General features: G+C 66.7%; 19 protein-coding genes. 5 read left to right on the forward strand and 14 right to left on the reverse strand.

Going from position 1 to position 22,161, the window contains the following annotated elements; all coding sequences use genetic code 11:
- Positions 1-23: 23 nt before the first annotated feature.
- A complete protein-coding gene (locus ACLNGM_RS12080) occupies positions 24-2,216 on the forward strand; it encodes a DUF1217 domain-containing protein (protein WP_416355105.1) in 2,193 nt (730 codons plus the stop codon).
- A 12-nt stretch (positions 2,217-2,228) separates the two neighbouring features.
- Here ACLNGM_RS12080 and ACLNGM_RS12085 read toward each other — a convergent pair whose 3' ends face one another.
- The 5 genes from ACLNGM_RS12085 to ACLNGM_RS12105 form a co-directional block, all read right to left on the reverse strand.
- Positions 2,229-3,131, reverse strand: coding sequence for an SMP-30/gluconolactonase/LRE family protein (locus tag ACLNGM_RS12085; protein WP_416355106.1), 903 nt, complete (start codon positions 3,129-3,131; stop codon positions 2,229-2,231).
- Positions 3,132-3,142: 11 nt separating this feature from the next.
- Entirely contained in the window at positions 3,143-4,117 is a 975-nt protein-coding gene (locus tag ACLNGM_RS12090) for an ABC transporter permease (RefSeq protein ID WP_416355107.1), read from the reverse strand.
- A complete protein-coding gene (locus tag ACLNGM_RS12095; RefSeq protein WP_416355108.1) occupies positions 4,114-5,058 on the reverse strand; it encodes an ABC transporter permease in 945 nt (314 codons plus the stop codon). The genes ACLNGM_RS12090 and ACLNGM_RS12095 overlap by 4 nt, the downstream gene beginning before the upstream one ends.
- Positions 5,055-6,560 carry an ATP-binding cassette domain-containing protein gene (locus ACLNGM_RS12100; protein WP_416355109.1) on the reverse strand — a complete coding sequence of 502 codons (1,506 nt, stop codon included), beginning with the start codon at positions 6,558-6,560 and terminating at the stop codon, positions 5,055-5,057. Before ACLNGM_RS12100 ends, ACLNGM_RS12095 begins: the two co-directional genes overlap by 4 nt.
- 70 nt (positions 6,561-6,630) lie before the next feature.
- The gene (locus ACLNGM_RS12105; RefSeq protein ID WP_090960420.1) at positions 6,631-7,644 is read right to left on the reverse strand and encodes an ABC transporter substrate-binding protein; all 1,014 of its coding nucleotides are present in this window, start codon (positions 7,642-7,644) and stop codon (positions 6,631-6,633) included.
- A gap of 230 nt (positions 7,645-7,874) precedes the next feature.
- Here ACLNGM_RS12105 and ACLNGM_RS12110 point away from each other — a divergent pair, with 230 nt between their 5' ends.
- From ACLNGM_RS12110 to ACLNGM_RS12120, 3 genes are all read left to right on the forward strand, one after another.
- Complete coding sequence (locus tag ACLNGM_RS12110) at positions 7,875-9,143, forward strand: GAF domain-containing sensor histidine kinase (RefSeq protein WP_416355110.1); 1,269 nt, start codon at positions 7,875-7,877, stop codon at positions 9,141-9,143.
- Positions 9,140-9,880, forward strand: a complete 741-nt coding sequence (locus tag ACLNGM_RS12115) for a response regulator (RefSeq protein WP_416355111.1) — start codon at positions 9,140-9,142, stop codon at positions 9,878-9,880. The genes ACLNGM_RS12110 and ACLNGM_RS12115 overlap by 4 nt, the downstream gene beginning before the upstream one ends.
- A gap of 72 nt (positions 9,881-9,952) precedes the next feature.
- A complete protein-coding gene (locus tag ACLNGM_RS12120; protein ID WP_416355112.1) occupies positions 9,953-11,413 on the forward strand; it encodes an FAD-binding oxidoreductase in 1,461 nt (486 codons plus the stop codon).
- Between the two features lie 143 nt (positions 11,414-11,556).
- Here ACLNGM_RS12120 and glpK read toward each other — a convergent pair whose 3' ends face one another.
- The 9 genes from glpK to ACLNGM_RS12165 all read right to left on the reverse strand — a co-directional run bounded on the left by glpK (position 11,557) and on the right by ACLNGM_RS12165 (position 21,703).
- Positions 11,557-13,056 (reverse strand): glycerol kinase GlpK, encoded by a 1,500-nt coding sequence (glpK, locus tag ACLNGM_RS12125; RefSeq protein WP_416355113.1) that lies wholly within the window; start codon positions 13,054-13,056, stop codon positions 11,557-11,559.
- Between the two features lie 78 nt (positions 13,057-13,134).
- Positions 13,135-14,904, reverse strand: a complete 1,770-nt coding sequence (locus tag ACLNGM_RS12130) for a carbohydrate ABC transporter substrate-binding protein (RefSeq protein ID WP_416358434.1) — start codon at positions 14,902-14,904, stop codon at positions 13,135-13,137.
- Positions 14,905-15,010: 106 nt separating this feature from the next.
- Positions 15,011-15,295, reverse strand: coding sequence for a DUF2160 domain-containing protein (locus ACLNGM_RS12135; protein WP_090960404.1), 285 nt, complete (start codon positions 15,293-15,295; stop codon positions 15,011-15,013).
- Positions 15,296-15,305: 10 nt separating this feature from the next.
- Entirely contained in the window at positions 15,306-16,118 is an 813-nt protein-coding gene (locus ACLNGM_RS12140; RefSeq protein ID WP_090961240.1) for a carbohydrate ABC transporter permease, read from the reverse strand.
- Positions 16,119-16,204: 86 nt separating this feature from the next.
- Positions 16,205-17,092 (reverse strand): carbohydrate ABC transporter permease, encoded by an 888-nt coding sequence (locus ACLNGM_RS12145; RefSeq protein WP_055886867.1) that lies wholly within the window; start codon positions 17,090-17,092, stop codon positions 16,205-16,207.
- A gap of 3 nt (positions 17,093-17,095) precedes the next feature.
- The gene (locus ACLNGM_RS12150; protein ID WP_416355114.1) at positions 17,096-18,175 is read right to left on the reverse strand and encodes an ABC transporter ATP-binding protein; all 1,080 of its coding nucleotides are present in this window, start codon (positions 18,173-18,175) and stop codon (positions 17,096-17,098) included.
- A gap of 11 nt (positions 18,176-18,186) precedes the next feature.
- Entirely contained in the window at positions 18,187-19,257 is a 1,071-nt protein-coding gene (locus tag ACLNGM_RS12155) for an ABC transporter ATP-binding protein (protein ID WP_416355115.1), read from the reverse strand.
- Between the two features lie 66 nt (positions 19,258-19,323).
- Positions 19,324-20,838 carry a glycerol-3-phosphate dehydrogenase gene (gene glpD, locus ACLNGM_RS12160; RefSeq protein ID WP_416355116.1) on the reverse strand — a complete coding sequence of 505 codons (1,515 nt, stop codon included), beginning with the start codon at positions 20,836-20,838 and terminating at the stop codon, positions 19,324-19,326.
- Between the two features lie 88 nt (positions 20,839-20,926).
- Positions 20,927-21,703: a DeoR/GlpR family DNA-binding transcription regulator gene (locus tag ACLNGM_RS12165; RefSeq protein ID WP_416355117.1), complete on the reverse strand. Its 777-nt coding sequence runs from the start codon at positions 21,701-21,703 to the stop codon at positions 20,927-20,929.
- A 245-nt stretch (positions 21,704-21,948) separates the two neighbouring features.
- Between ACLNGM_RS12165 and ACLNGM_RS12170 the strand changes: the two genes are divergently transcribed.
- Entirely contained in the window at positions 21,949-22,107 is a 159-nt protein-coding gene (locus tag ACLNGM_RS12170; protein WP_175526770.1) for a hypothetical protein, read from the forward strand.
- The last annotated feature ends 54 nt before the right edge of the window (positions 22,108-22,161 follow it).

Consider the following 22,161-nt stretch of genomic DNA (forward strand, 5'->3'; position numbering starts at 1 on the left):
CGCGCCCGACAAAGGCTGGTGCCGTGCTTTCGACCCTGATGAACTACCGCCTTTACAGCGCCGACATGGCCAAGTCGCTGGCGCGCATCGCGAGCCAGGCGGCCGTCGAGCGCGACGCCGACTACTACAAGGCGAACATCGGCAAGGTGAAGACGCCGGAAGACCTCCTGAAGGACCAGCGGCTCTACGCATACGCAATGAAGGCCTATGGGCTGGAAGATCAGATCCAGTCCAAGGGTCTGATGCGCAAGGTGCTGGAAAGCGACCTGTCGAAGACCGACAGCTTCGCCAACAAGCTCGTCGACAAGCGCTACCGGGAGTTTGCCGCCGCCTTCCAGTTCGGCAGCAGCAGCAAGGCGGCGATCCAGACCGCTTCGCAGACCGAAGCCCTGACGGAAGCCTACAGCTCTCACCGGGTGACGCTCGCCACGCGCGCCAGCGCCGATGTCAACGCGTTCAAAGTCAGGCTGGGCAGCCTCGTCCAGGGCATTGCCAATCCTCAGTCGACCGATGTGGCGGGTGCGATCCTCAGCGACCCGGCATTGCTGTCGTTCCTGGAGAAGGCCGCCGATCTCGAGCCTCTGCCCTCCAACAAGGATGCGATCCGCCAGGCCCTGACGGGCGGCACGCTGTCGAGCCACCCCGGCCTCGTCGCGCTGCGCGACATGTTCAATTTCAATGCCGACGGCAGCATCAAGGCGAATATGCCGCTGCAGACCGCGGCGCAGATCGCGGACCTCTCCTCGACCTACTTCGACAGCAGGGGTGCCGGCGCGACGTCGCAAGCCGCCGCCGTGAAGACGACCTATTTCCAGCAGGCGATCGCCGGCGTCGATACGGCGGGGAAACTCGCCAGCGACCCGCAGCTTCTGAACTATACGCTCAGCGCCTTTGGCATCGACCCGTCGCTGACGTCGGCCGGCTTCGTCGAGAACATCCTGCGCTCGCAGCGTGGCGACGCCAACAGCGCGCTCGCGCAGATGCCGGAGACGACGGCCGAGGAAATCGCGTCCAAGCAGCGTTTCACGGCCCTGAACGCCGCCTTCGCGTTTAAGGCCGACGGCACTCGTGCCAACGGCGGCACCGTGTTCGCCACCGGCTTCGACGCGCAGGGCATCGAGGACCGGTTCTATCAGAACTACCAGACGTTCGCCCTGCAGGACGACAAGCGCAAGACGTCCGTCTTCCAGGCGCGCCTGTCCAACATGAAGACGATCAACGACCTCCTCGGTCGCGACGCCGCCTTCGGCAAGGCTGCCTTCGACTACATTCTGACCGCCTTCGACATCGACCCGAGCACGGAGTCGTCATCCAAGATCCGGCGCGTTCTGCTCAGCGATCCGTCCGATCCAACGAGCTACGTCTCGCGTCTCAAGGACGAACGCTACGAGCGTCTCGCCGCCGCGTTCAACTTTGGCCCCGACGGGAAGGCGACGACCCAGCGTCTCGCCCAGTCCGTGTCCGCGCAGACCGCGACCGGCTCGCTCTACACGGCCTCCTTCGGAACCGATGTGAACGCCGCCAAGAAGGAACTGATCCGCAAGGACACCGAAACCTATCTCGGCGCGATCGGCCAAGTGAGGTCGCTCGACGATCTTCTCGACGACAAGAAGACGGTCGCCTACGCGCTGAAGGCGTACGGCCTCTCGGACGAAAACCTGTCCGACCGCGACCTGAAGCGACTGTTCACGAGCGATCTCGGCGACCCGAAGAGCTTCGCGAACGCCAAGGGCGACAAGCGATATGTCGACCTTGTGTCGGCCTTCAACTTCACGCCGTCCGGAACGATCCAGCGCGACGGCGAGGGGGTTCAGTCGGGTGCGAAGCTGCTCTCGACGCAGAACCGCTTCCTGCTCCAGACGATGGAGAGCCAGGTCGGAGAACAGAGCGAGGGCGCGCGGCTCGCCCTCTACTTCCTGCGCAAGGCGCCTGACGTGACCTCGGCCTACGGCATCCTCGCCGACAAGGCGCTCTTTGAGGTCGCCCGTACGGCCCTCGGCCTTCCCGCCGGCATTTCCGGCATGGCGATCGAGAGCCAGGCGAAGCTTCTGGAATCCAAGATCGACTTCAAGGATTTCCAGGACGCCAAGAAGCTCGACAAGTTCATCGTCCGCTTCTCGTCGATCTACGACAGCCAGAACAGCGCGGCGTCCTCGCCGATCCTGGCGCTGTTCGGAAACACCGCAGGATCGAACGGCATCATCAGCCTTCTGTGACGGTGCGGGGCCTCAAAGGCCGCGGGCACCCACATATATCGCATAGAGCGAACGCGTCGCCGTGATGAACAGGCGATTGCGCCGCGGACCGCCGAAGCAAAGGTTCGCAACGACCTGCGGCACCAGGATCTTGCCGAGGCGCGTGCCGTCCGGCGCAAAGCAGTGGACGCCGTCCGCCGCGCTCGACCAGAGGTTGCCAGCCGTATCCACGCGGATGCCGTCGGGAACGCCGACGTCGATCACGCAGAAGACGCCGTCGTCCTTCAGCGTTTCGCCCTCGACCCGGAAGCGACGGATGTGGGTCGGCGCGCCGTGGGTGTGGCTCGCGCCGGAATCCGCGACGTAGAGGACGCTCTCGTCCGGCGAGAAGGCGAGGCCGTTCGGCTGGAGGAAGTCGTCCACGACCCGGCGAATCTCACCGCTCTGCCCGTCCACCCGGTAAACGCCGCGGACCGGCTGTTCGGGCTCGGCCTTCGAGCCCTCGTAGTCGCCCATGATCCCGTAGGTCGGATCGGTGAACCAGATCGAGCCGTCCGAGCGTACCACGAGGTCGTTCGGCGAGTTCAGCCGCTTCCCCTCGAACATGTCGGCAATCACCGTGATCGAGCCGTCGATCTCGGTGCGCGTCACGCGGCGCGCGCCGTGCTCGCAGGACATCAGTCGTCCCTGACGGTCGCGGGTGTTGCCGTTCGAGAAGTTGGCGCCCTGTCGGTAGACCGACGTGCCGACATCGGGAATGTGGCGCATCATCCGGTTGTTCGGGATGTCGCTCCAGACGAGGTGGCCGGCATCGGCGAACCAGACGGGCCCTTCCGCCCAGCGGCAGCCGTCGAACAGCATCTCGAGTTCCACGTTGAGAAGGGTGAGCGCCTCGAAACGCTGGTCGTCGACCTGATACGGCGTCATGATCGCCATGAACGAGTTCCTCAGTTGCGCCCGGTCTTCGGACCGCCGGCGATCGTGATGATGGCGATGATGATGAGGCCGGTGAGCAGCAGCCGCAGGCCTGCACCGACGCCGAACGTGTTGAGCATCGTGACGAGGAGGTAGAGGAAGATCGATGCGCCCCAGAGGCCCGGCACGTTCGACTGCCCGCCCGAGACCGACGATCCGCCCACCACGACCACGGCGATCGAGGCGAGGAGATACTCCTCGCCCATGTTGAGCGACGAGCCGCCGGAGAAGCCGGCGAGGACCGCGCCGCAGAGGCCCGCAAGGAGGGCCGACAGGACGTAGGTCACCCAGCGCAGCCGCTCAACGGGAATGCCCGCCAGCGAGGCGGCGCGCGCGTTCTGCCCGATCGCGGCGATCGACCGTCCGTAGACCGTGCGATGAAGGACGATGCCCATCAGAACGCAAACCACGAGCGTTGCGATCGCCAGATAGGGAACGCCGAGGACGCGGCCGGTGGTGAAGTCGCCGAAGGCTTCCGGCGGGCGCACGCGCAGGCCGCGACCATAGGCGATGGCGACCGACTGGATCAGGAAGCTCGCCGAAAGGGTCGCGATGATCGGCGGGATCTGGAGAAGCCGGATCAGCGCGAAGTTGAAGCAGCCGACCACGACGCCGACCCCGAGCGCGGCGAGAAGCCCCGGCAGGATCATCGCATCGTTGCCGCCCATGACCGTCATCGACACGGCGCCCGCAAGCGCGATCGTCGAGGGGATCGAGAGGTCGACGTTGCCCGGCCCCGTCGTGATGACGAACATCTGCCCAAGGCCGACGATCACGTACATCGTCGCGAAGGTGAGGGCGGTGGAGAGGATCTGGCCGGCGCCCGTGCCGCCGGTGAAGGCGATGGTGGCGAGAAACACCGCGCCCGCGCCGAGGAACGAGAAGATCCAGGGACGGCTCGGGCCCGCTCGGCGCGTCGCCGGGGAGGGGGTGGTCGCGCTCTTCATGCCGCCTGCCTTTCCACGCGGTTGACGAGGGCGCGCAGCGCCAGCACCACGATCAGGATCGCTCCCTGCGCCCCGATCTGCCAGTCCGGCGAGATGCGCAGGAACGACAGGAGCGAGCCCGCGAGCGTCAGCGTCAGGGCGCCGAGCACCGCGCCGATCGGCGAGATGCGCCCGCCGGTGAACTCGCCGCCGCCCAGGATCACGCCCGCGATCGACAGGAGCGTATAGCGAAGGGCGATGTTGGCGTCGGCCGACGTGGTGAGGCCGACGAGGGCAAGCCCGGAGAGGACGCCGAAGAACCCGCAGAGCGCATACATCGTCATCTTGGCACGCAGGAGCGACCAGCCGGCACGCTGGACCGCCTGCGGATTGCCGCCGGCGCCGCGCAGCACCACGCCGAAGGACGAGCGCATCAGGAGGAAATGTCCCGTGACGGCAAGCAGCGCGCTCGCGATGATGGTGAGCGGCACGAGCGGCGTCTTCAGCTTCACGAGGCCGGAGAGCCAGGTCGGAGCGGTGCCGCCGGGGCTCGGCAGAAGAAGCACGGCAGCGCCGAGCCAGACGAAGCTCATGCCGAGCGTGACGACGATCGACGGCAGGTTGCGCAGGTGTATCAGCGCGCCGAGGAGCGCGTAGACGCCGATGCAGCCGGCGAGCGCGAGAATGCCGTAGAGCGGCGTCTCGTTCATCAGCGTCGCGCCGATGCAGGCGACGAAGGACACGAAGCCGCCGATCGACAGGTCGAGATCGTTGACCGCGATGACGCAGAGCTGCGCCATCGTCGCGAGTGCGATCGGAAGCGCGAGGTTGAGCATCAGCGACAGGCCGAGATAGCTCATCGCGCGCGGCTGAATGACGAAGATCGCGACGAGGAGCAGCGCCAGCGAGATCGGCGGAAGCAGGTCGCGCAGCGTGCGGGCGAGGGCAGGGGAGCGCGTCATGCCGCGCTCTCCTCGAAGGAGGATTGGAGGACCCGCGCTTCCGACAGTTCGCTGCGCGCCATGTCGGCCACGATGCGCCCGGACCGGAAGACATAGACGTGGTCGCAGGCGCGCAATTCGTCGAACTCCGTCGTGTACCAGAGGAAGGTGCGGCCTTTGGCAGCCTCGGCGCGGATCAGGGCGTAGACCTCCTGCTTGGTGCCGATGTCGACGCCGCGCATCGGATCGTCCATCAGGACGATGTCGGCGTCGGAGGCCAGTGCACGCGCGAACAGCGCCTTCTGCTGGTTGCCGCCCGAGAGCGTCAGGATGCCGTTGGCCATGTCGGGCGTGCGGATCGCGATGCGCGCCTTCCACTCCTCCTCCATGGCGCGCTCGGCGTTCGGGTTGATCAGCCCGAAACGGCTCATGGCTTTCAGCGATCGGACCGTGACGTTGCCGCCGATCGACCAGAGCGGGAACACGCCATCGGTTTGCCGGTCGCCGGCGACGAAGGCCGTGCGGCCCTGAAGCTCGGCGTAGCGCGAGCGTCCGCCCGACGCGTTCTGCAGAAGCACCAGCAGCGCTGTCTGTCCGTGGCCCGCGAGGCCACCGAGCCCGATGATCTCGCCACGGCGTGCCTCGACGCGGCGACCGTTGCCCTGGCGCGGCGGCGCGGCGGACGCAACGATCGGCGCCGCGGATCGGGGGGCGGCCGCCGCTTCGGCGGTCTCCTCCGATCCATGCGCAACATGGCCCATCGCCTCGACCAGCGAATGGCGGGTGAACGCCCGAGCAGGGCGGTCGGCGACCACCTTGCCGTCGCTCATGACGGTGATGCGGTCGCAGGTTTCGAGGATTTCACCGAGGATGTGGGAGATCAGGACGACGCTCCCACCGCCCTCCACGAAGCGCCGGACATGGGCGAGCAACTGGCTCGCCACCTGCGCGTCGAGCGAGGAGGTCGGCTCGTCGAGAATGACGAGCGAGAGCGGCGTCTCGCCGGCCGCGAAGACCGTCGCGATCTCGACCATCTGCCGCTGGCCGAGGGCGAGGTCGGAGACAAGGTCGCCCGGCCGGATGCCATGTCCCGGAAAGATCGTGTCGAGTTGCCCGGTGATGAGCCGCGCCGCGCGCTTGCGCCAGCCGAACCCCTTGAGGAAGGGATGCCGGACGCGCGCATTCTCGGTCACGGTCAGGTTCGGGCAGAGCGACAGTTCCTGAAAGACGCAGCGCACCCCGAGCTTGCCCGCCCGCTCGACGGAATAGTGGCCCGTTTCGTCCGATCCCGAGACCGACAGCGTCCCCGCATCGGGTCGCACATTGCCGGCGAGCACCTGCATCAGCGTCGATTTGCCCGCGCCGTTGTGGCCGGCGAGGCCGACGCACTCGCCGGGCGCGATCGCGAAGTCGACGCCGCCAAGCGCGCGCACGGCGCCGTAGGCCTTCGCGACGCCGCGAAGGTCCACCAGCGGGCGTGCGGATGCGTGGGCGGGCGCGAGGCCGCCGTCGGATGGCATCATGGGAATGCTCTCGAAATCGAATCGCGGAAGCAGGCGGCGAAGGACGGGATGCGTCCTCCGCCGCTTCGCGTCACTTCGCCTCGGCGATCACCTTCTTGGCGTCGTCCTGGCTGTACTCGACATTGGCGACGCCGCCTTCCGGGGTCGTCTTCAGCGACTCTTCGAGCCCGGCCTGGTCGATCGACAGGAACGGTACGACGAGATCCTTCGGGACCTCCTGCCCGTCGAGGATCTGCTGCGCCACCCAGAAGGCCAGCGTCGAGACGCCCGGCGCGATCGAAACCGACATGGTCTCGTAGCCGTCCTTGTCCTTCTGCTGCTTCCACCAGGCGAGCTCGTCCTGGCGGTTGCCCATGATGATGGTCGGCGTCGGGCGGCCGGCGGCGGTGAAGGCTTCCGCCGCGCCGAATCCGTCGCCGCCCTGCGTCACCACGCCGACGACCTGCGGGATGCTCGGCAGGACGCCCGCGACCGACTTCTGGGCCACGGTCTGCGTCCAATCGCCCTGGACCTCGGAGACGATCTTGAACTTCGGATTGGCCGCGACGCCTGCCGCGATGCCCTCGTGGATCTCGGTATCGACCGACGTGCCGGCGAGGCCGCGGATCTCGAGCAGGTTGCCGCCGTCGGGATAGCGCTTGGCGAGGTAGTCGAGCTGGCCCGAGCCCATCTTCTTGAAGTCGACCGCGACGCGCCAGGCGCAGGGTTCGGTCACGATGCCGTCGAACGACACGACCGTGATGCCCGCGTCGCAGGCTTCCTTGACCGCACCGTTCAGCGCGGTCGGCGAGGCCGCATTGATGACAATCGCGTCGTAGCCCTGCAGGATCATGTTCTGGATCTGCGCGGCCTGCTCGGTCGCTTGGTTCTCGGCGGTCGTGAAGGCGTCGGCCGACTTCACGACGCCGTCCGCGACGGCCTTGTCGGTGACCGTCTTCCAGCTTTGCAGCATCGCCTGGCGCCAGGAGTTGCCGGCATAGTTGTTCGACAGGGCGATGGTCTTGTCCGCGGTGTCGGCGAAGGCCGAGCCGGCGGCGAAAAGGCATGCGGCGGCCGTGCCGGCCATCAGAAGATGCTTCAGCATCAGTGGTCCTCCCATGGGCCGCATCGGCCCTCCCATCCGGCCCGGCGCGAGACGCGCGAGGCTTGGCCGCTCCCGACGGCCGAAGCGCAGTGTGGAACGCCGCGAAGGCGGATGTCCAACCCGATTTGCGCAAGGCTTTTGCGGGTTCCCGCAAACGTCGTGCGTCGCTTCCACCGTCGACCGCGCGTTGCGGGCTGGCGGCGCGACCGCAAACATGATGCGATCGGGCCATGACCCTTGCCCGCAACGTCCTGCCCGCCGAAGCGCCCGTCCGAGCCGTGCCGGGTTCGGAGGCCGTGTTCGCACACCTTCTGCGCATCTCGCGAGCGATGGCGGGTCATCTCGATTTCCAGGCGGCGATCCAGGCGGTCTCGGCCGAGCTCGGCGATGTGCTGCCGCACGACCATCTCGACATCTGCCTCCTCGGTTCGGAGGGCACGATCCACGCTGCCTACGAGGCCGGACTCCACACGGACTGGAGTTTGAACCCGCACCCCGTTCCCGTATCGGGAAGCCCGATCCGCAGCATCCTGCAGGGCGAGACCCTCGTGATGCGGACGGGCGATGCGACGCTGGACCCGCGCTTCCGGTTCGAGGGCGCCTTCAATCACCCGATCTTCGACCAGAACCTGCGCTCGCGGATCCACACCGCGCTTCTCGTGCGCGGCGAGGTGATCGGCGCGTTCTCCTGTTCCAAGCACGATGCCGACTTCTACGGCGAGGGCGACGCCTCGCTGGCGCGGCACGTCGCGGACCTCCTGGCTCCTTACTTCTACGCCCTACGGGCCAGCCAGGAGACACGCCGCCTCGCCATCGAGGAGGCCGAGGGGCGGGCTCGCGAGGAGGGCCTGCGCGAGGGCGCGCTGCGCCTGACGGAAGAACTGGAGCGTGAACGCCAGCGGATCGGCATGGACCTTCACGACCAGACGCTGGCGGACCTGACCCGCATCGTCCGACGTCTGGAGGCGCTGCGCGAAGGGCTGGTCGATCCCGACAGCCTGTCGCCGGCGATCGTCGGACTTCATCGCTGTGTCGGCGAACTCCGGCGCATCATCGACGACGCTCGACCCAATGTCCTCGAACTGTTCGGCTTCGCCGAGGGTGTCGAAGACTTTCTCGGACGCGTGGCCGCCGACAGCGGGATCCAGTGGCAGCTCGGCGACACCAGCGATGGTCTCGTCGACGAACTCGATCCGGCACTTCGCGTGGCGTTGTTCCGCATCGTGCAGGAGGCCGTCAACAACGCCGCGCGGCACGCCGATCCGTCGCGGATCGACGTTGGCATCGCCGTGCGCAAGGATGGCGCCCTGCAGATCGAGGTGCGTGACGACGGCGTGGGCTTTGCGCCGATGCCGCAGCGTCGCCGGGTCGGCGGCATCCGAAACATGCAGACGCGGGCCCGGCTCATTTCGGCAAGCTTCTTCCTCGACGGGTTGCCGGGCGGGCGCGGAACCCTGATGTCGCTGGTCCTGCCGATCGAACGGAGGGCTTCGCGGTGAGCGAACAGGACATTCTTCTCGTCGAGGACGACGCCGTGCACCGCGCTTTCCTGCGCGACGTGATCCGCGCCGTGCTGCCGGGGCGCGCGCTGATCGAGGCGGCGGACGGCGAGGAGGGCGAGAAGCTCGCCCGGCGCTTTGAGGCCCGCGCGATCGTGGTCGATCTCCAGATGCCCCGCCGGACCGGCGTCGAGTTGGCCCGCTCCCTGTGGCGCGACCGGCCGGACACCAGCATCATCTTCTGGTCGAACTACGCGGACGAAGCCTATGTGCGCGGTGTCTCGCGCATCGTGCCGGCGGGCGCGGCCTACGGCTACATCCTGAAGTCGGCATCCGAGGAACGGCTTGGGCTCGCGCTGAAGGGCGTCTTCGTCGAAGGGCAGTGCGTGATCGACCGCGAGATCCGCGGCGTTCAGCAGAAGGCGGCCAATCGTTCGGAAGGGTTGTCCGACGTCGAATACGAGGTGCTCGTCGATCTCGCCCTCGGCCTCACCGACCGGATGATCGCCGAGCGTCGCGGCATTTCGCTGCGCAGCGTCCAGAACCGGCTGCAGCAGGTCTACGAGAAGGTGGGCGCCTATGACGGCGCGGGCGGTGCTGACCTCTTCAACCTGCGAACGCGCTGCGTCAGTCTGGCCCTGATGCGCCGGCTGCTGAACCGTGCCGGGCTCGATCAGGCCGAGGCCGAGCTCCAAACCTGGCTCGAGCGCAACGGGGCCCGGACGCCTGCCGGCTAGCCAGCGCAAGGATACGAGCTTGAATCCGCTTGGTGAGGCGTGCCATCGAGCGGAGACCGGGAGGATACGAGTATGGATACCAAGCTGACCAACGCCGCGGATCTGGCTGCGATGATGCTCGAGCGCTTCGGGCCGCGCTCCGTCCTGACCGAGCCGACCGACACGCTGCGCTACCGGCGGGACTGGCACGGCGACGTCGAGGGCAGCGCGGTCGCGGTTCTGCGGCCCGGCGACACGGAAGAGGCGTCCGCCATGGTGCGCTTCTGCGCCGAACATGGGTTGGCCGTGGTCCCGCAGGGCGGCAACACAGGGCTGGTGTTGGGGGCGCTTCCGACGAGCGCGCGAGGCCACGTCGTCGTCTCGACCGAGCGCATGAACCGCATCCGCAACATCGACGCGGCCGACTTTTCCGCCGTGGTCGAGGCCGGCTGCGTGCTCGCCGCGATCAAGGACGCGGCCGAAGCGGAGGACCTGTTCTTCCCGCTGTCGCTCGGCGCGGAGGGAAGCGCCCAGATCGGCGGCAACATCTCGACCAATGCTGGCGGCATCAATGTCCTGCGCTACGGGATGACGCGCGAGATGATCCTCGGCCTCGAGGTGGTGCTGGCCGATGGGACGGTCTGGAACGGCCTGTCGACGCTGCGCAAGAACAATTCCGGTCTCGATCTCAAGCAGCTCTTCATCGGCGCCGAAGGGACGCTCGGCCTCATCACGGCCGCAGCGATCCGCCTCGTCCCGAAGCCTTCGCATGTCGAGACGGCGTTCCTGGCGCTGGCCGACCGCAACGACGTGATGGCGCTCTATGCGCTGGCGCGGCGCGAATGTTGCGATCTCCTGTCGGCCTTCGAGCTGGTGCCGCCCGAGGGCATGACGCTGGCGAAGGAAGCGGATCCGAGCCTCGCGCTGCCGCAGATCGCCGATGCGCCAGCCTATGCGCTGATCGATGTCGCGGCCACGGGCTCGCTCGATCTGAAGCCCCTGGTCGAGCGCTTCTTCGAACTCGCGATGGAACGCGGCTATGTGATCGACGGCGTCCTCGCGGCTTCGCAGTCGCAGGCTGCCGACCTCTGGCAGATCCGCGACGGCATGAACGAGGGGCAGGCGAAGCGCGGCGTCCACCTTCGCACCGACTTGTCCGTGCCGCCGTCCAAGGTCGCCGCGTTCATCGAGGAGGGCATGCGGGAAATGGCCCTACGTCTGCCGGACTGCCTGCCCGTTGCCTACGGCCATGTCGGCGACGGCAACATCCACTTCAACGTGCTGCCGCCGGCCGGCCTGCCGCGCGAGGAGCGCGACGCGAAGCTGGCGTCGGCCAAGAAGGTGCTGAACGCGATCGTCGATCGCTATGAGGGGGGCATCAGCGCCGAACATGGAATCGGGCGACTGAAGCGCGACGACTTCGCCGCGCGCCGATCGCCCGTGCAGCAGGAGATTCTCACCGGCATCAAGGCGCTGCTCGATCCTGCGGACCTCTTCAATCCGGGCTGCCAGATCGCTTCGCTGCGCGACGGGGCGGACGTGACCGTCTTCTGAGGCGCTGCGTCGGGGGGCCGCCAAGACGACCCGCCGGCGCATTTCATGACCGGTCTCGACGTTCGACGATGACGTCGGCGTCTGTCCCCGTGTTGGGAATTGAAATCCGCCGCTGGCTTGTCCCTACGCTCGTTGGGTCGCCCCTAACCGGCCACCGTTTCCGTCAACGTACGGCGCACCGCCTGCGACCAGCCTTTCAGCTTGGCGCCGCGCTCCACGGCTCCCATCGCCGGCTCGAAGCGGCGTTCCAGCCGCCAGCGGGCCGAAAAGCCGCCCATGTCAGGCCACGCGCCGCAGTGATGCCCTGCGAGCCAGGCGGCGCCGAGTGCCGTGGTCTCCAGGACGGTCGGTCGGTCTACCGGCGCGTCGAGAATGTCTGCGAGACGCTGCATCGTCCAGTCGCTCGCGACCATGCCGCCGTCGACCCGCAGCACCGTGTCGGACGCGCCCTTCCAGTCGCGGCGCATGGACGACAGGAGGTCTGCCGTCTGGAAGCAGACGGCTTCCAGCGCCGCGCGGGCGATCTCGTTCGGCCCCGTGTTGCGCGTCAGCCCATAGATTGCGCCGCGCGCCTCGGCGTCCCACCACGGCGCGCCGAGGCCGGTGAAGGCGGGCACGAGATAGACGTCCTGCCCCTCGTCGGCGCGCGTCGCCATCGGTCCGGTGTCTGATGCCTTCTCGACGATCTTCAACCCGTCACGTAGCCATTGCACCGCGGCGCCGGCGATAAAGATCGAGCCTTCCAGCGCGTAGGTCGTCTTCCCGTCCAGCCGGTAGGCGATGGTGGACAGGAGCCGGTTCGCCGAGCGAACACGCTCCGTGCCGGTGTTGAGCACGGCAAAGCATCCGGTGCCGTAGGTCGACTTCATCATGCCCGGCTGGAAGCACGCGTTGCCGAGCGTGGCGGCATGCTGGTCGCCGGCGATGCCGCAGATGCGGATGCCCTCGCCGAAGAGCGAGGCGTCGGTCGTGCCGAAATCGGCCGCGCAGTCGCGCACCTCGGGGAGGATCGCGCGCGGCACTCGGAGAAGGCGCAGCAACTCGTCGTCCCACTCGTTGCGCTGGGTGTCGAAGAGCATGGTGCGCGAGGCGTTGGTGGCGTCGGTCGCGTGGACGCGCCCGCCCGTCAGGCGCCAGAGCAGGAACGTATCGACGGTGCCGAAGGCGAGCTTGCCGGCTTCGGCCCTGGCCCGCGCGCCCGCCACGTTGTCGAGCATCCAGGCGATCTTGGTGCCCGCGAAGTAAGGGTCGATCACGAGGCCGGTGCGCTCGGAAATCATCCCCTCCGCGCCGTCCTCCGCAAGGCGGCGACAGATGTCGGCGGTCCGCCGGTCCTGCCAGACGATGGCGTTGTGGATCGGCTGGCCGGTTTCGCGGTCCCAGATCAGCGTCGTCTCGCGCTGGTTGGTGATGCCGATGCCGGCGATGTCCCTGGCTGAGAGAGATGCGTCGGCGAGCGCCGTCTTCACCGTCTCGACGACGGAGCGCCAGATCGCTTCCGGGTCGTGCTCGACCCAGCCCGAGCGAGGCAGGATCTGTTCGAACTCCTGCTGGCCAACACCGATCACGCGGAACGAATCGTCGAAGACGATGGCGCGCGAGGACGTGGTGCCCTGATCGATCGCCAGCACGTATCCGGTCATGAAGCGAAGCCCTCTGGTTTCAAACGGGTGCGGGAGGGCCGGTCGACCGGCCCTCCCGCGTCATTCAAGGCGCAGCGGTCAGTTCTTCGGCGTTGCCGAAGCGGGCGTGGCCGTCATGCCGGCGTCGCCGCCCTGGGCCATGTCGGACCAGCTCTTGACGAGCTCGTCATAGTTGACCGTGATCGGCTTTTCCTTCTCGTTCTCCTTCTTCATCTGGGGAGCGAGGGTGCCGTTCTTCTGAGCCTCGGCGTTCCAGTACGCGAGATCGTGCTCCTCATTGAGCTTCGGTCCCTTCTCGCCCTGCACGCCAGCCCGCTCGAGGCGCGCCATGACCTTCTCCTGCTCGGCGCAGAGCGAGTCCATGGCTTCCTGCGGGGTCTTGTTGCCGGCCGCCGCGTCACCGATCGCCTGCCACCAGAGCTGGGCGAGCTTCGGGTAGTCGGGAACGTTCGTGCCGGTCGGCGACCACTGCTTGCGAGCCGGCGAGCGGTAGAATTCGACGAGGCCGCCGAGGTCCTTGGCGCGGTCGGTGAAGCTCTGGTGCCGGATCGTCGATTCACGCACGAAGGTGAGACCCATGTGGCTCTTCTTCACGTCCACCGTCTTGGACGTGACGAACTGGGCATAGAGCCAGGCAGCCTTGGCACGCTCGGTCGGCGTGGACTGCATCAGCGTCCACGAGCCGACGTCCTGGTAGCCGAGCTTCATGCCCTCGACCCAATAGACGCCGTGCGGGGAGGGGGCCATGCGCCACTTCGGCGTACCGTCCTCGTTGACCACCGGCAGGCCCTTCTTGACGGCATCGGCCGTGAAGGCCGTGTACCAGAAGATCTGCTGTGCGATCTCGCCCTGCGCCGGCACCGGGCCGGACTCGGAGAAGTTCATACCCTGCGCGGTCGGCGGAGCGTATTTCTTCAGCCACTCGAGATATTTCTCGATGGAGTAGACGGCCGCCGGACCGTTGGTGTCGCCGCCGCGGGCGACGCACGAGCCGACCGGCTGCGACTGGTCGTTGACGCGGATGCCCCATTCATCCACCGGCAGGCCGTTCGGCAGGCCCTTGTCGCCATTGCCGGCCATCGAAAGCCAGGCATCGGTGAAGCGCCAGCCGAGCGAGGGGTCTTTCTTGCCATAGTCCATATGGCCGTAGACCCTCTTGCCGTCGATCTCGCGACCGGTGAAGAATTCGGCGATGTCCTCGTAGGCCGACCAGTTGACCGGAACGCCGAGATCGTAACCGTACTTCGCCTTGAAGTCGGCCTTGTTCTTCTCGTCGTTGAACCAGTCGTAGCGGAACCAGTAGAGGTTGGCGAACTGCTGATCGGGCAGCTGGTACAGCTTCTTGTCGGGCGCTGTGGTGAAGCTGGTGCCGATGAAGTCGGCGATGTCGAGGGTCGGCGAGGTGGCGTCCTTCCCCTCGCCGGCCATCCAGTCGGTGAGGTTGCGCACCTGATTGTAGCGCCAGTGCGTGCCGATCAGATCCGAATCGTTGACATAGGCGTCGTAGATGTTCTCGCCCGACTGCATCTGCGTCTGCAGCTTCTCGATCACGTCGCCTTCGCCGATCAGGTCGTGCGTCAGCTTGATGCCGGTGATGTCGGAGAAGGCCTTCGCAAGCACCTTCGACTCGTAGTCATGGGTCGTGATGTTCTCGGAGACGACCTTGATCTCCATGCCGGCGAAGGGCTTCGCGGCATCGATGAACCACTGCATCTCCGCTTCCTGCTCGGCGCGCGAGAGACTGGACTGGTCCTTGATCTCGGCGTCGAGGAACGATTTGGCCGCGTTCATGTCGGCAAAGGCCGGCCCGGCGGCGAGCGCGATGGCAATGCCCGCCGCGCTCATCATCCAATGTTTCTTCATGTCGGTGTCCTCCCAAGAGCCATGCAGTCTGCGGCCGGTCCCACGAGCCCTCCCGCGCGACCGGCCGCGCGCGACGGGGTTTTCCGCCGCTTCAGACGAAGCGGAACACGAGCCCCGCATAGACGAGGCAGACACCCAGCGCCCACCAGAGCTGGGCGTCGGGAAAGAGGAACAGCGAGCCGAGGCAGATGAAGGCCGAGCCGAGCAGCGAGACGAACAGGCGGTCGCCGCGCGTCGTCTCGAAGCGCAGCACGCCGACCCGCGGGCTGCCGCCGGGTGACGCCACCTCCCAGACGCCCATCATGGCGATGAGGGCGAAGATGCAGAGGAAGAAGGCGGCGGTCGGCCAGGTCCAGGCCATCCATGAGAAGTCCATTCGTGCCTCCTCAGACGCGGCCCAGGGCGAAGCCCTTGGCTATATAGTTTCGGACGAACCAGATCACGATCGCGCCCGGAATGATGGTCAGCGCACCGGCGGCCGCCAGAACGCCCCAGTCCATGCCGGAAGCCGAGACCGTGCGCGTCATGATGGCGGAGATCGGCTTGGCGTCGGTCACCGTCAGTGTCCGCGCAATCAGGAGTTCGACCCAGGAGAACATGAAGCAGAAGAAGGCGGCGACGCCGATGCCGCTCGCGATCAGCGGCATGAAGATCTTGAAGAAGAAGCGCGGGAACGAGTAGCCGTCGATATAGGCGGTCTCGTCGATCTCCTTCGGCACGCCGGACATGAAGCCTTCCAGGATCCACACCGCCAGCGGTACGTTGAAGAGGCAGTGCGCGAGCGCCACCGCGATATGCGTGTCGATCAGGCCGAAGGCGGAGTAGAGCTGGAAGAAGGGCAGGGCGAAGACGGCCGGCGGCGCCATGCGGTTGGTCAGCAGCCAGAAGAAGAGGTGCTTGTCGCCGAGGAACCGGTAGCGCGAGAAGGCGTAGGCCGCCGGCAACGCCACCGAGACCGAAATCACCATGTTCATCACGACATAGATGATCGAGTTGATGTAGCCGGAGTACCAGGAAGGGTCGGTGAAGATCGTCCGGTAGTTGTCGAGCGTCGGGTTCTGAGGCCACAGCGTGAAGGTCGACACGATCTCCTGGTTCGTCTTGAAGCTCATGTTGACGAGCCAGTAGATCGGCAGGAGCAGGAACAGGATGTAGATCGCCGGGATCAGGGCTTTGGGCCGGAACCGGCCGGACGCCATGCGCGAGCGCGCCTTCAGCGCCTGTTCGGAATGCAGCGCCGGGGGAATGGCGGCATGTGCCTCGCCAGTGGAGACGGTGGTCGCACTCATGCTTGGTCTCCCGCGCTCGGCCGATCGGTGCCGGCGTTGGTCATCACCGTGTAGAAGACCCAGGACAGGAGGAGCACGATCAGGAAGTAGATCAGGCTCATCGCAGCGGCCGGTCCAAGGTCGAATTGCCCGACCGCGGTCTTCACGAGGTCGATCGACAGGAAGGTCGTCGAATTGCCCGGACCGCCGCCCGTCACCACGAAGGGTTCGGTGTAGATCATGAAGCTATCCATGAAGCGCAGCAGCACGGCGATCAGGAGCACGCGGCCCATCTTGGGCAGCTGGATGTAGCGAAACACCGCCCAGCGCGAGGCGCCATCGATCTTGGCGGCCTGATAATAGGCGTCGGGGATCGAGACGAGGCCGGCGTAGCAGAGGAGAACGACGAGGCTCGTCCAGTGCCAGACATCCATGACGATGAGCGTCGCCCAGGCGTCGAACGAGTTCTGCACGTAGTTGTACGGGATGCCGAGGCTCGCCAGCGTGTGCCCGAGCAGGCCGATGTCGGTGCGCCCGAACACCTGCCAGATCGTGCCGACGACGTTCCAGGGAATGAGGAGCGGCAGGGCCATGAGCACGAGGCAGACCGGCACCCAGATGCCCTTCTTCGGCATGGCCAGCGCCACGAGGATGCCGAGCGGCACCTCGATCGCAAGGATGATGCCGGAGAAGATCAGGTTGCGCACCAGCGCGTCGTGAAAGCGCGAGGACTGGAGGACGTCGGTGAACCACTCGGTCCCGGCCCAGAAGAACTCGTTGTTTCCGAACGAGTCCTGCACCGAGTAGTTGACCACGGTCATCAGCGGGATCACCGCGGAGAAGGCCACCAGCAGAAGCACCGGCAGCACCATGAACCAGGCCTTGTTGTTCCAGGTCTTCTCCATGGTTCAGCCCCTTTCCGCCACGAGCCAGCTGTCGGCATAGAGGTTCACCGCGCCGGGCTCGAATCGCACGGCCGCATCCGCCGGTACCTCGGCGCCCTCGGGCAGGATCGCGGCGAGCTTGTCGGCGCCCAGACGCGCGCGCACGATGCGCTCGGCGCCGATGTCCTCGATCTTGTCGATGCGGATCGGCAGCGACCCCTCGCTTCCCTGCGGAACGAGGCGCACGAACTCGGGGCGCACGCCGAGCTCGATCTTGCGGGCGGCGCCTGGGGCCGCCGAGCGCGTCTCGACCGATCCGCCCTCGAGGATCGCGCGGCCGTTTTCGATGCGGCAGGGCAGGACGTTCATGCCCGGCGAGCCGATGAAGTAGCCGACGAACGTGTGGCGCGGCCGCTCGAAGAGCTCCTTCGGCGTGCCGATCTGCACGACCTGACCCTCGTACATGACGACGACCTTCTCGGCGAAGGTCAGCGCCTCGGTCTGGTCGTGCGTGACGTAGACCATGGTCGCGCGGAACTCGCGATGAAGCTCCTTCAGGAGCGAGCGCAGCACCCACTTCATCTGCGGGTCGATGACGGTCAGCGGCTCGTCGAAGAGGATGGCGTTGACGTCGTTGCGCACGAGGCCGCGACCGAGCGAAATCTTCTGCTTCTCGTCGGCGGTTAGGCCGCGCGCCTTGCGGTTGGCTTTCGGGGTGAGGGCGAGGCGATCCAGCATCGTGGCGACGCGCCGCGAAATCTCGGCTTCCGGCACCTTCCGGTTACGCAGCGGGAAAGCGAGGTTCTCCGCCACGGTCATCGTGTCGTAGATGACCGGAAACTGGAAGACCTGCGCGATGTTGCGGGCCTCGGGCGCAAGGTCGGTCACGTCGCGCTCGCCGAACCGCAGCCGCCCCTCGGACGGAGTCAGGAGGCCGGAGATGATGTTGAGGAGCGTGGTCTTGCCGCAGCCCGACGGGCCGAGCAGGGCGTAGGCGCCGCCGTCCTCGAACACGTGGTCGACCTCGCGCAGGGCGTAGGTCCCGGCGCGCGCGAGTTCGGGCGTGTAGGCGTGGCGGATATGGTCGAGCTGGATCTTGGCCATCGGTTCCTCCCTCAGGCCGCGCGCGCGAGGGCCGGGGCAACCGCCCGCCCGTCGGCGCCGAAGATGCGCATGTCGGCGGGCGAGAAATGCAGAGTGATCGGATCGCCGCGCTCGGCCGAGCGGACGCCCGGCAGGACGGCCACGATGCGCTCGCCGCCGAGGTCGGCATGCAGATAGGTCTGCGAGCCAGTGACCTCGGTCACCACGACGCGAGCCTCGAAGCTGGCTGCACCCGGCGCGGCCGAACCGGCACGCAGATGGTGCGCCCGGACGCCGGCGAAGTAGTCGCCATCGGCGAGGCCCGGCGCCGGTATGGAGAACCCGTGCGGCGACGTGAGCTGGCCACCGCGCGCGCCCATCGGCAGGACGTTCAGCGGGGGATCGGAGAAGATGCGCGCGGTCTGAAGGTCCGCCGGGCGACGGTAGACGTCGGGGGTCGGGCCGAACTGGGTGACACGCCCTTTGGAGAGCGTCGCGGTGTTGCCGCCCAAAAGCAGCGCTTCGGTCGGCTCCGTCGTCGCATAGACGAAGATCGCGCCGCCTTCGGCGAAGATGCGTGGCAGCTCCTCGCGCAGTTCCTCGCGCAGCTTGTAGTCGAGATTGGCGAGCGGCTCGTCGAGAAGCACGAGGTCGGCTTTCTTGACGAGCGCACGTGCTAGCGCGGTCCGCTGCTGCTGGCCGCCGGAAAGATTGAGCACGGTGCGATCGAGATAGGGCTCGAGCTTCATCAGCTTGGCCGCATTCGTCACCTCGGCGCGGATCTCCGCTTCGGGTCGCCCCTTCACGCGCAACGGCGAGGCGATGTTCTCGAACACCGTCATCGCGGGGTAGTTGATGAACTGCTGGTAGACCATTGCGACGTTGCGCTTGGCCACGGGCACGCCCGTCACGTCGTGCCCGTCCATGAAGATACGGCCGCTCGTCGGCCGGTCGAGCCCGGCCATCAGGCGCATGAGGCTCGTCTTGCCCGACAGGGTCGGGCCCAGAAGGACGTTCAGCGAGCCGCGCTGCAGCGTCAGGCTCACGTCCTCGATATGGGTCTCGGCGCCGACGCGCTTGCCGACCTGTTCCAAAAGCAGCACCCGTTTCCTCCCGTGCAGCCTTGATTTCATCACCGCGTTCGCACCCGTCCTCCGGTGCGACCCGCGCTACTCAGCGGCGAGCCCCGGACTTCGCTCCCGCGCGACAAGGGTTCGAAGGCATTCCTCCAGCGGCCCCGTCTCGTCCGGCGCAAAGCGCAGGCCAAGCTTGGAGCGGCGCCACAGGACGTCCTCGACGCTGCGAGCCCATTCGTTGTGCACGAGCCACGCGACCTCGCGCTCGCTGAGGCCGTGGCCGAGGTCGCGGCCCCAGTCGGCCCCACCGTCCTTGGCCATCGCCAGGGCATCCGTGCCATAGGCGCGGACGAGGCGTTCGCGGGTCGATTTCGAAAGGCTCGGCGCGAGCGACGCAAGTTCGGCTTCGAGCAGGCCGAGACCGTCCACCGGAAAATTGCCGCCGGGGAGGGGGGCCTCGCCGGTCCAGGCGCCGCGTTTGGCACCGAGCGCCTTCTCGATCGAGCCGAGAACGTCTTCGGCGAGCCGACGGTAGGTGGTGATCTTGCCGCCGAAGATGTTGAGAAGCGGCGCGCCCGCCGACGTGTCCACCTTCAGGACATAGTCGCGCGTCGCCTCCTGCGCTCTCGAGGCGTGGTCGTCGAACAGGGGACGCACACCCGAGAAGGTCCAGACGATGTCCTCGCGCCGCAGCGGCGTCTCGAAATATTCGCTCGCGGCGTCGAGGAGGTAGGTCGTCTCCTCCTCGCTGATCGCGGCCTTCGCCGGGTCGCCGGTGTAATCGCGGTCGGTCGTGCCGACGAGCGTGAAGTCGCGCTCGTAGGGGATCGCAAAGATGATCCGGCCATCGGCGTTCTGGAAGATGTAGGCGCGGTCGTGATCGAAGAGCTTGCGCATGACGATGTGCGAGCCCTGGACGAGACGGATGTTGTGCGCGTCGTTCCGGCCCATCGCCGATCGGATCACCTGATCGACCCAGGGGCCGGCTGCATTCACGAGAAACCTCGCGGCAACGGTCTCGACCGTGCCGGTCTCGGTGTCCTCGAGCGTGATCGTCCAACCGTCGGCCTCGCGGCGGGCGCCCGTGACGCGCGTCCGCACCCGGATCGAGGCGCCATGGCGCCGTGCGTCGCGGGCGTTGAGCACCACCAGTCGCGTGTCGTCGACGCGCGCATCGGAATATTCGAAGCCCTTGGTGAACTCGTGCTTCAGCGGCGCGCCGAGCGGGCCGCGAAGATCGACCGTGCGGGTCGCCGCCAGCTTCTTCCGGCCGCCGAGATGATCGTAGAGGAAGAGGCCGAGGCGCAGCAGCCAGGACGGGCGCAGGCCCGCATGGTGCGGCAGCACGAAGCGCAGCGGCTCGATGATGTGGGGCGCGATGCCCCAGAGCACCTCACGCTCCATCAGCGCCTCGCGCACCAGACGGAACTCGTAGTGCTCGAGATAGCGCAGGCCGCCATGGATCAGCTTGGTGGACCATGAGGACGTACCGCTCGCCAGATCCTTGGCTTCCGCCAGGCCGACCGAGTATCCGCGACCGGCGGCGTCGCGAGCGATGCCGCAGCCGTTGATCCCGCCACCGATAATGAAGACGTCGAAGCGCTGCATGACCTCACCGCTTTCGCAATGCAGCAAGAACCGCGCAAATGCGAAAGTAAGGCGATTACAAACGAAAACAAACGAAAGTCAAGCGGCGTCAGATCGGATCCGCCGTTGCCGCAGTTTCCACCAGTCGGACCCCGGCCTGATGGCAAATGTCGCGCACTTCCTCCGAGCCGCAGCGATCGGTGACGAAGCTTTGCACCTGCGAGATGTGGCCGATTCGAACGGGTGCGCTGCGCTCGAACTTCGAGGAGTCGGAAACGAGGATCACATGGCGGGCGTTGGCCATGATCGCCTGCGCTACGCGAACCTCGCGGTAGTCGAAGTCGAGAAGGGCACCGTCGGAATCGATGGCCGAGACGCCGACGATGGCGAAGTCGACCTTGAACTGTCGGATGAAGTCGACCGCGGCTTCCCCGACGATGCCGCCGTCGGTGCGCCGGATCACGCCGCCGACCACGATCACCTCGATATGCGGGCTCGCCCGCATGACGTTGGCGACGTTTAGATTGTTCGTGATCACGAGGAGACCTGCATGATGCAGCAGCGCTTGGGCCGCCGCCTCCGTCGTCGTGCCGATGTTGATGAAGAGCGAGGACCGATCGGGCACGAGGTCGGCGGCCGCGCGACCGATCTCGAGCTTTTCCGTTGCGGCGATGGCACGGCGCGCATCATAGCCGACGTTCTCGGCCCCTGATCCCAGCACCGCGCCGCCATGGATGCGCGAGAGCAGGCGCTGCTCGCAAAGCTCGTTCAGGTCCTTGCGGATCGTCTGGACGCTGACCTCGAACCGGCCAGCCAGGGCGTCGACGAGAACTTTGCCCTCACGTTTGGCCGTTTCGACGATTCGGGCCTGACGCTCGGACAACATGCGGACCCTCGTTCGATTGTGAGCGAAAAGCGAAAGCGGAATGCTACGAAGCGAAACATAGTGTCAGTTGCGCGCGAAAGGAAACGGGCACATGTTTTCACGCGGAAACCATCGACCAGAAAATTCGCTACCGGCCCTTTGCCGGAAGCCGAAGCCGCCCTATAGAGCGGCCCCGTCGCATGGTTGACCAAATGTTGTGATCCAGAAGACGGGAGGGACTGATGGATATCGTGAAGGAAAATCGAATGATGAAGGCAGCGAATTTCGCCCTGACGCGCGACGACATGGTGCGCATGGAAGGCGAGGATGCGGCCCGCAGCCATCGCACGCGTCGTGACAACCCCTATCGCCCCGGCAGTGCCGACTGGCGCGCCTGGTGCAACGGGTTCGAAGCCGTCCGCTGACGGAACGACTGCACAACACGGGATCACAGCCGGGTCGAAGTGGTTCGACCCGGG

It is taken from the genome of Aureimonas phyllosphaerae, assembly GCF_047943035.1.
Classification (GTDB): domain Bacteria; phylum Pseudomonadota; class Alphaproteobacteria; order Rhizobiales; family Rhizobiaceae; genus Aureimonas; species Aureimonas phyllosphaerae.